Raw genomic sequence first — 9,744 nt, 5'->3', positions numbered from 1 at the left:
ACAGCGGAAGAGGAAGCGCGTATAAACGCAAAGATTGATGCGCAGTTTGCTGACTTTAGAGACCACACCATTGATGTTGCACGGGCTGCTGGGGGCGTTGCTGCTGCCCTTGCCGGTGGCAATGTTGATGCCGGCGCTGATGCCGCTGGTAATGCCGCTGCAAATAACTACCTCAGCAGTGCGCAACAAGCTCAGATGGAGAAAGAATTAAAGGAGTGTCCTGACTTTTTATGTGCAGCAGAAGTGTCTGCGAAGTGGACTGCGATTAGTACAGGGCAAGATATAAGCTTTGCGGCAGGTATGGTAGCTGGTGTCCCGGCTGAAATATACGATACGGTTGATGGTTTTTTGCAAATAGCCAAACATCCCAAAGAGACTTTGAAAGCGCTCAAAGATTTTTTCAGCAGTGGTGAGATTTTGGCGACAATTGGTCAGACCCTTGGACAGTCCTATGTAGATCGCATTAATAAAATGGAGGAGGAATATGAGCGAGCCGGTGCTGGTGGATCCTTTAAAGCTGGACTTGAATTTGGAAAATTATTGACTGAAACAGCATCCCTAATGACAGGAGTTGCTGGAGCAGCCAAGGGAGCCATAAAGCTTGGCGAAAAGGCTTGGATTAAATTCATTGCTAGGAAAGATTTTGCCCAATTCGCTTCCAAGAAAAATCTTGCAGAACTTGCAGCTCAAGGAGATCCTGACAAACTAGCTGCTAGGAAAGAACTGACCAAACTTGCTGCTAAAGAAAAAAAGCTTTGGTTAAAAAAGAAACCCACTAAATTTACCGATAGCAAATTTGGACAGACCTACACAGTTTATCGGAGAGACGACCAGTTTGATCCTAACCAAATTGTTAGTTGGACAGTAAAGAAGAAAAAGGTGTGGGGTACCAATATTGAAAGGACAAAAACAGGAAGAGCACCTATGGGGTTTGATGGCAAGCCTGTTGAGTTGCATCACCTAAAGCAAACCCCCGATGGACCCCTAGCGGAAATGAGCCATGAATTTCATAAAAAATATACTTCTGTTATTCATGCTAATCCAAAAACACATCAATCGCTTATAGAGAGAAAAAAGTTTAAGAAGCAGAGAAAGGAATATTGGAAAGAATACGGCAATGGGCATGGAGAACAAAAAAACAGTAGTTTAGGAGGAATAATTGATATGAAATGGGGTATCATAGGTCTAAATTTTGACAGATGGGGACAGGAGCACCGGCAGTAGTGATCTACGGTTGATGAAAAGAGAAAAAACAGAGATTTATAGAATAATTGATGGAGAATAATTGATGAAAACCTATACCTTAGATGATGTTATACAATTAGTTGATAAATATGAAGGTGATATTGTCAATTTTTGTTCTGAAGAAAATGCGGTTGGTGATCTCGTGATTGAAAAGGCGGAGAAAGCTCTCGGTTTACAATTCACATCTTCCTATAAAGTTTTTTTAAAACATTATAAAGGCGGGGACATTGGTGGTGAAGAAATCTATAGTCTTTATGAGCATCCTATAGGTGTTCCTTTTGATGATATTGTTTTTCAAAACTTAAATGATAGAAAACGTGGTTTCGCAACACCAAAACAGCTTATCGTTTGTGATGCTGCTTTTGGTGAAACCTTTTATTTTGATTATACGCAGTTTAGGGATGGTGAATGCCCACTTTATGTCATGCTTCCATCTGAAGATTGTGAATATTACGCCAGTAATTTTTATGAATTCCTTTGTAAAAGAATTAAAGAAAGCGCGGGAGAAGAGATACCTGATGGAGACCAACCAATTGAAAAGATTGAGAACGCTCCCACTCCGCAACCTATCCCTTTTTACAAGAGTTTTTGGAAAAAACTATGGAAGAGGTGAAATTGATAGTGAGGAAATATGGAGCGTTACGCAAGTTCTGAGGATCATCTATGAAAACCTATACTTTAGCTGATGTTGCAGTATTAATTGATAAGTATCCGGATGTTATCGACTTTGGCACTGCAGAGGATGCACCTGATGATATATTGATTGAAAAGGCTGAGAGAACTCTTGGTTTACAATTCACCTCGTCCTACAAAAGTTTTTTAAAAAATTATGGAGGAGGAGAAATTGGAGGTTATGAAATTTTTAGCATTTATAACGCAAGTTTTGATAAGTGTCCTGCTGGTGATATTGTTTTCTATCATTTGACGGATATAAAAAATGGTTTCGCAAAACCAAATCAGCTTGCCGTGAATAGAACCGATTTTGGTGAAACATTTTATTTTGATTATTCTCAGTTTTGGGATGGTGAATGCCCACTCTATGTTGAAATTGCATCTGGAGATTCAGAGCATTACGCAAGTAACTTCTATGAATTTCTCTGTAAAAGAATTATGGAACATGCTGGGGGGGGGTAATGACGATGCAAGCCAAAGACGCAACAGAGATTTTAAAAAAAGTTGGTTGGGAGCCCCATCGCGATGAAATGGGTGATATGTTTGCTTATTATCACCTCCCCGATCGCATAGTGCGTATTCATTATGGTGTCATAGATTATGGACGGGATAGCGGAAGATTGTGGGTTTCTGTCAGTCTTACTACTGCTGCTTATTGTCTTGGCTGTGAATATGCTAACGGTAAAGAATCTCAACCTCAATATGAGGCTATGCTGATTTCTTCAGAAGAGAATTTTGGAGTTACAGCACTGGAGTTTTTTGAAAACCACGTTAAGGTAGCTTTAGACAAAGTGTTAGCTTGGGCGCAAGCACAAGATATTAAGAAAAAATTACGTGAAAAAGCTGCTAATCATTCTCTCGTTGCAAAGGCTCTACTCGGCGATACCGAAGCTTTAAGGAATTACAAACCTACACCTCAATTATATACACCAGAGTTTTCTGATTATGAAAAGATGACACAGGTTGAGCGCGTCATCTTTTTTGCTGAGGCGTATAAAAATAACGAATTGGATGACATTTTAGCACGCAAAAAACCGAAACAGCGTTTGATGAGTCTTACAGCAGCAACGCGCATTCTTAAAACCCAAGGGTGGTTTGTTATGGAACCTGGAAAAATGTGGCTGATTTTGCCCGACCGCTTCATTCAATTTGATTTTGGTTTTATACGTCTTCCAAATGATGATTACAATGTTCATCTTGAAGCAGGGATCTCCAACGAAGATATTTCTGTAGCTTGCCATTATATTCACGATAGTAGAAAATGTAGGCAGATATCAGCTACAAATATTTATCAGTCTTTTAATACGATTGAGGGAGGGGTTTTTAGTGGTGTTGATAAAGGAATTGATATTCGTGTAGAGACATTAAATGAGCAGGAGCTTATCAAAATTTCTGAGCGGGTGATACAATGGGCGCGTGCTCAGGATTTAGAGGCAGCGATAGAAAGCAAAGCGCTTGTTCAAAAATATAGCTCTTGTCCCGATATCCCATGGCATTTGGCTTGTTTAGCATTAACAGGTCAAATTGATGTCTTGAAATCCTATCAAAATGCCGTAAAAGCAGGTACGATTTCTGAACATTTGGATGACGATGATGTGGAAAAATATGTTAATCACGCTGTTCAATTTGCTGAAGAACATCTGAGCGTTTTAAAGGAGCGAAAGGCGGCGGATGCACGTATTGATGTACAATCTTTAGCTCTCCTTAATACAGTTTCTGAAACATTAAAAATGATGAACTGGACAGTCTATCGCGACAAAAATTATAATCGTAATGCCTATTTTATAAGCAAAGACCGTATCATTAATATAATGTACAGCCTTGATACAAAAGGAAAAACACCGATCGTTATATTCAAGGCTTCACTTTCAACACTTGCCTTTTCCACTGCTCATAGGGGTGTTTTTCCCGAGAATCCTCAATATATAGCTCTCAAAGAGGCAGAAGAAGTTTATACAGTTTCTAGTGTTGAAGTTGAAGAAGGCAAACTAAAGCAAATCTGTGTGGATATTCTTAAGTGGGCTGATAACCAAAACACCAACCAAATCATCTATGATTATGCGGCTTTGCCAACAAATAGTGAATTTTTCCTTGCAGAATTTCACCTTATTGCACTTATTTTGACTGGTAATGTCAAAAAACTTAAGTTTTATAAGGAGAGTTTTCAAAGAAAAAACCGTCTAGGCTTTGTAGATACTATCACAAAATATGATATTGACAACGCTCTTACTCTTGCACGGGGTTATCGAGCGGGTTTTCCAAAAAATGCTCCGATTTTGTCCCTTGATTCCCAAACAGCATCTGTTGCTTCCAAAACTATTGCTGTTGAGGCGACAGAGGAAGCGGATGACACTGATGATCGTCTCACCATGGAAAGTGCGACAACACTTTTGAAAAGCTTAGGCTGGTCAACCGAGAAAATCAATGAGAATGACCATATGGCAAGCTATCAATTGGCTGATCGTGAAGTAGATATTCTTTATAACGACGAAATTGCCAAAGATTACCCATAATTTGATAGCGCCTTTTTGATTAGCACGGGCATTCTTTCCACCGCTTGTAAATTCATTGATCCTACCCACACGGAAGATATTCCAGATATACAGCTTAATTTTGAAGCTAAGGGATTAGAAATTTTTGAACCAGAAGTCACTACGGATCGTTTAACACAGGCGCTTGATGATGCGCTAGAATGGTCAGTCAAAGAGATTGACCTTTCTAAAAGACTTCGCTCTGATTATGGCACTGCTCCTTGGGAAAAAGGCGCCACGTCTAAAGCAGATAATACGGATTATGCTTTACTTCATCTTGGCGCTCTTGCTTTGTTGGGTGATGTTGAGACCTTACAATCTTATCAGCAAAGCTTTACGGCAGGGGACCACTTGNGGTTATCAGCAAGGAGCAATCCCGCTCGTGGAAAGAGAAAATAGTCAATTTTATCGGAAAAAAAGACAAGAAATAGCACCTAAAAAATATCAAAAAGATTTCAAAAAATTTAGAAAATAAGGCGCGGTCCAAAGCCTTGATCATAGTTGAGAAACTCAACAGTGGTATGGCTCTGATCATGGTTTTGGTGCAAGATTTTAAGGAAACAACCTATAAAAAAAGATCTATAAAATTATTCCATAGATGATCAAAATCCCTTTTAATGGATTATTGTCTATTTTATCGGTTATGTCTGTTTATTTAACAGACGAATCTTATGATTTTAGTGAATGATTAAAATGTGCTTTATGAAAAGCATATGATCCTTTAAGCCTTTCAAAAGAAAGGGATTATAATCATAATAGATGCTATCAAGACCATTATGGTTATGAGTTTTGGAGGTTTAGGGGGTTTTGGAGGTGCTTTTTACGCTCCCCCCTTTACATATTTTTCAATAAAAAATAAAAGTCATTATATTTCAATAAGTTAATCTTTCAAATAAACAACCTATATTAAACACAAAACATAAATACAATCTTTAATATATATTTAAGAGGGTTTTGTAGGTGTTTTGGGGGTTTGAGAAACATTCAAAACCTATAAGTAATATAAGAAAATGAATATACATAACTCTCTTTAAACAAAGCTTCTGATAACAATAAAGCTATCATTTTAGATTACGGTATAATCTTTTAAAGGCAATGTAAAAGAAGCGTATTCACTTTAAGATGGGATTTATTAAAAATCTTAAAGCAATCCAAAGTACAGTGTTAAAAAGTGCAAAGCCTTATCTTTTATGATAACGCATATAAAATATTCTTTTAAAGATTATATGTAAGCAATTTATAAAAGGGGCATAGAACCTATAGGTATAAAACCTTATACCCGTTGTGAGTTTATCATACCCATTATGTGAGCATGCTTTAATAAGCTTATTCAGTTTCTCTTATTTCTAATTTTGGTAAGTTCTTAACAATCTTCATTGTTTCTAGACTTACGGTAATAACCCTTTGAAACAACTCTAATGGATAAGCAGGGTTGCCAACGGTTTCAACAGCATAGTGATTGGCATCATTCACAATGCCACTCTTTTTATCAGTCTTTACGCATTGACGCCCCATAACCCATTCAAGAGCGGGTTTACCATTGACGATATACGCATAAGCTTCAAGAGGTATATCTGTTATTGTGATATTGTTATTATAAATAACAGTGGTTTTATCTTTCTCTTTACCTGCTTTTGCGAATTTCATTTCAGTCACATAATAGAATTTTTCGAGATTAGAGATTTCTGTCTGTTTTGGATTACCCTTTTTAAAGATCACGGGATAAGGCTCTACATCTTCATAGTTTACGTGCAAATGACCGAGTTCACGCCCAGCTGTTACAAACTTCCAAAAATCATCAGCACTCTTTACGCAAGGAATGCGAGGTAATTCTTTGCATAAATTATCAGCATAACGAGCACGGTAATCTTCTGAATGTAAAATCCCATAAACATAATAGAACAAATCATCTTTAGTGATAGTTTCATTAGGATAAGCGGCTTTAAAATGTTCTAGCCCCTCATCAGTAATAGCATTACGCCTCTGTAAACCAGCTGTTGTGTTTTTCTCCGTAGAATGCGTAAATAAATGGGATTGTTTCTCACTTTTACTTTTTGAAACCGTAGTATCTTCGTAAATATAGCGTGGAAAACATTGACCTTTTTCTATTGAATCTAAATTAGGCAAAGCTTTAGTCATCAATACAGAAAAGTCTTTCTTTGCTCCTATACCTGTAATTTGTATCACCTTATTATCAACCGCTTGTCTTATCGGGAATATACGCGGCATTTGATAAACTGCTTCATTAAAGACGCTATTGTAATAAAGCCATTGTTGTGTAAAAGGACGGTATAGGCTTTGAATAAGGCATTTATCTTCAAATTCGGAAAATTTACCTCTTAATAATTCTCTCTTAAGAGTACTGCTCCAACTAATCTTTCTTACATCGGAATTGACGAAATCATTCACGACCTTTGCACGTGCTGTACGATCAGCATGTGAATAGGTATTATTTAAACGTTTTACCTCATTATTATAGAAGGCAGTCATGTTATTCATATTTTTCTTTACAGATTCACGGCTTGAGTTATACGTCCAAGCATCACGATTGGTTGAAACACCAAGAGAATAAGTTTCAAAGAGCTTTTTATCATGCCCCTTTTTGACACCCATAGCTAAGAATGTTTTGAAACTGTCATCACGTTGATCAAGCCAATCACTGTACTTATCTGGTGTAATTATTTGCCAACCTTGTTTGCTCCGTGTAATACCATCAATGCTACCAAGAGACTCTATTATTATAAGCTTTTCTTTTCTCGTGAGATAATCTCCAATATCACGAAAATATATCTTACCACGCTGTTGTGCATTTGGATTTTTTACGAGAATGGAAATCGCTATAGGGGCTCGAGATCCAGAACCAAAAATTTTACCACCTTCTTTTCGAGAAAGTTCTCCAGAAGTTCGTTGGTTACCCCGTAAATGGAAAATATAAAGGCTGCTAAATTCTTCAACGAGGCATTTGCGTAAACCATCCATAGAATGTCCAGTAATAAAACCGGCATTTGTGACAAAGCCGATTACCCCAGCATTATCAATACGGTCACTAGCCCAGCGGATAGCGCGGATATAACTATCATATAACTTTTGCGTACTAGTTGCTTTCGATTTAGCTATATAAGTCTCACGAATACGATCATCTAATATGGGATAAGATATATTGGGATTATTATCGTTTTCATTCTTTTGTCCTACCGAATAAGGAGGGTTACCAAAGATAACTTTAATATCCAGTTTCTTTTGATGCTCTAAATATTCACTGTTTTCCTCTAGTAAACCTTTCATCAAATCTTGTTTTTCAAGCATCCGAAACGTATCAGCCAAACCAATATGCTTGAATGGGATATAATTCCCTTTCATCAGACTATGATAGGTCGATTCAATGTTAATCGCTGCTATGTAATAAGCCAGTAAAACAATCTCATTGGCATGAATATCATGACGGAATTTATATTCCATATCCTCTGGTTTGATGAGATTGGATTGTAATAGCCGTGTGATAAAGGTCCCTGTTCCAGTGAAAGGGTCAAGAATAGAAAAACCCCGTGACCCCAAGCTTTTTCCAAACTCATTACGCAACACATCATCAACAGAATGAATGATAAAATCAACAACCTCAACGGGTGTATAAACAATCCCAAGCTTATCCGTGGTTTTCTTAAATGCCTTGGCAAAAAAACTTTCATAAAGTTTGATAATAAGATTCTGTTTTGCATGAGTTTCTGTAATACCTGCTGTACAGAATGTGACACTTTTGTAAAATTGATCAAGATCTTTGGTTTTTTCTTCAATGTTCGTTTTATCCAGTTCTCTTAAGATCTTGTCCATGGCTTGCGAAATGGCATTGTTCTGTACAAATTCATTACCGTAAAATAAAGCTTCAAACACGGGACGCGTGACAAGATGTTGCGCTAACATCTCAATCGCTTCCTCTTGTTTAATATCGCTGTTTACGTTGTTTTGTAATTCCTTATGGAAGGCATCAAAGGCGTGAAAGGCTTCACTGTTTTCATCAGCAAGCAGGTTTTGAAGATGCGTGATATGGTTTTGAGCAATCTCAGCAACATTGTTCGCCCAAATGCCCCAATAATCCGTGATTTTAAAACTATCCAGAAAAATGGCTTTGACAAAATCAAAAAATTCAGAACGGCGGAATAGGTCTCCTTGTCCTCCAGATACCGATTGAGATTTGCTTTCTGCTGTTCCAATGACACGTCCAGAACTTTCTGTTTTGGATGGTATCGAGATCTCATCAACCGTTGTGGTAAGCTCTTTTAATTCATTGGCTCGTTTAATCTCTATAATTTCAATCGTATGGCTGCTATCTTGTCCTAAAGACATCTGATTAATTGTCCGAGCAAGCCTTTCGTCATGAGAATGTAAAGCATGCAAAACTTGCCAAACAACACGGTATCTCTTATTGTTTTTTAAAGCCTTTTTGGCTTCTAAGTGTGAAGGAATGATAATGGGTAAAATGATATAGCCCGTTTTTTTATTTGGAGCACGACGCATCACACGCCCTACTGCCTGTATCACATCCACTTGGCTATTGCGCGGGTGTAAAAACATGATGGCATCAAGAGCAGGGACATCAATCCCTTCTGAAAGACACCGAACATTGCTTAAGATCCGACAAACGTTTTGCCCCGCATCTTCTTTAAGCCAATCCAATTCCTCATTGCGTTTTTTGACGCTTTGCGTTCCGTCAATATGTCTTACTTCACAGTTTAGAAAGGGAACGGTTTGAAGGAAATCATCAATATGAGATTTGATAATTTTATTAAAGAGCTTTGTTATATATTGAGAGGTGTTAATGTCTTTGCAAAAAGCTAAAGCACATTGCATGGGCTCTGTATCATCATCATCAACAGCCGCTTGCTTATCTATTTTGGTAAGTGCTCTATAACAGCCAATAATTTTTGCCGCATCATCTAAATCAATTTCACGGTTTTCATTGGCAATAATCTCCTGTATGGCTGGTGTGATATAGGTTTCATTAATACCCAAGACCACAATCTTGTAAGGAGTTAAAAGTTCATTATCGACAGCTTCCGCGAAGGTATAATGATGAAGTTGTTTGCCATAAAGGGTTTCATCGTCCATAGATGCCAAAACAGCATTGATCTCATCCGCCCGCCTTTTAGCAGTGTCACTAAAGATACGCGGCGTTGCTGTCATATACAGACGTTTTTTGCCCCGAATGATGCTGTTATCGTGAACCTTGATAAATTCTGATTCATTGTCTTCACTTCCCAATGAAGCTCCAGTCGTTCTATGGGCTTCATCACAGATGATC

General features: G+C 37.8%; 4 protein-coding genes and 1 pseudogene. 4 read left to right on the top strand and 1 reads right to left on the bottom strand.

Annotated features, from left to right (window positions below; genetic code table 11):
* The 4 genes and pseudogenes from ACFIL7_RS01270 to ACFIL7_RS01255 form a co-directional block, all read left to right on the top strand.
* Positions 1 to 1,224 (top strand): HNH/ENDO VII family nuclease (locus ACFIL7_RS01270; protein WP_375683259.1); only part of this gene is annotated, 1,224 nt, incomplete at its 5' end.
* Positions 1,225 to 1,288: 64 nt separating this feature from the next.
* The gene (locus ACFIL7_RS01265; protein ID WP_375681059.1) at positions 1,289 to 1,858 is read left to right on the top strand and encodes an SMI1/KNR4 family protein; all 570 of its coding nucleotides are present in this window, start codon (positions 1,289 to 1,291) and stop codon (positions 1,856 to 1,858) included.
* Between the two features lie 50 nt (positions 1,859 to 1,908).
* Positions 1,909 to 2,379, top strand: coding sequence for an SMI1/KNR4 family protein (locus tag ACFIL7_RS01260; protein WP_375683258.1), 471 nt, complete (start codon positions 1,909 to 1,911; stop codon positions 2,377 to 2,379).
* A gap of 5 nt (positions 2,380 to 2,384) precedes the next feature.
* A pseudogene (locus tag ACFIL7_RS01255) lies at positions 2,385 to 4,879 on the top strand (DUF6990 domain-containing protein).
* Between the two features lie 895 nt (positions 4,880 to 5,774).
* On the opposite strand, the gene ACFIL7_RS01250 reads toward ACFIL7_RS01255, so the two are convergent.
* Positions 5,775 to 9,744, bottom strand: a 3,970-nt coding sequence (locus ACFIL7_RS01250; protein WP_375683257.1) for a type ISP restriction/modification enzyme, incomplete at its 5' end; no start/stop codon positions are given.

This window comes from Bartonella sp. AP3QHHD, assembly GCF_042195765.1.
In the GTDB taxonomy this organism is placed as follows: Bacteria; Pseudomonadota; Alphaproteobacteria; order Rhizobiales; family Rhizobiaceae; genus Bartonella.
This window is presented reverse-complemented; position numbering and strand designations above follow the sequence as displayed.

What these genes read in the sequence shown, in the direction of transcription:
- ACFIL7_RS01265 (WP_375681059.1), top strand. Translation starts at nt 1,289, where the DNA reads ATGAAAACCTATACCTTAGATGATGTTATACAATTAGTTGATAAATAT.
- ACFIL7_RS01260 (WP_375683258.1), top strand. Translation starts at nt 1,909, where the DNA reads ATGAAAACCTATACTTTAGCTGATGTTGCAGTATTAATTGATAAGTAT.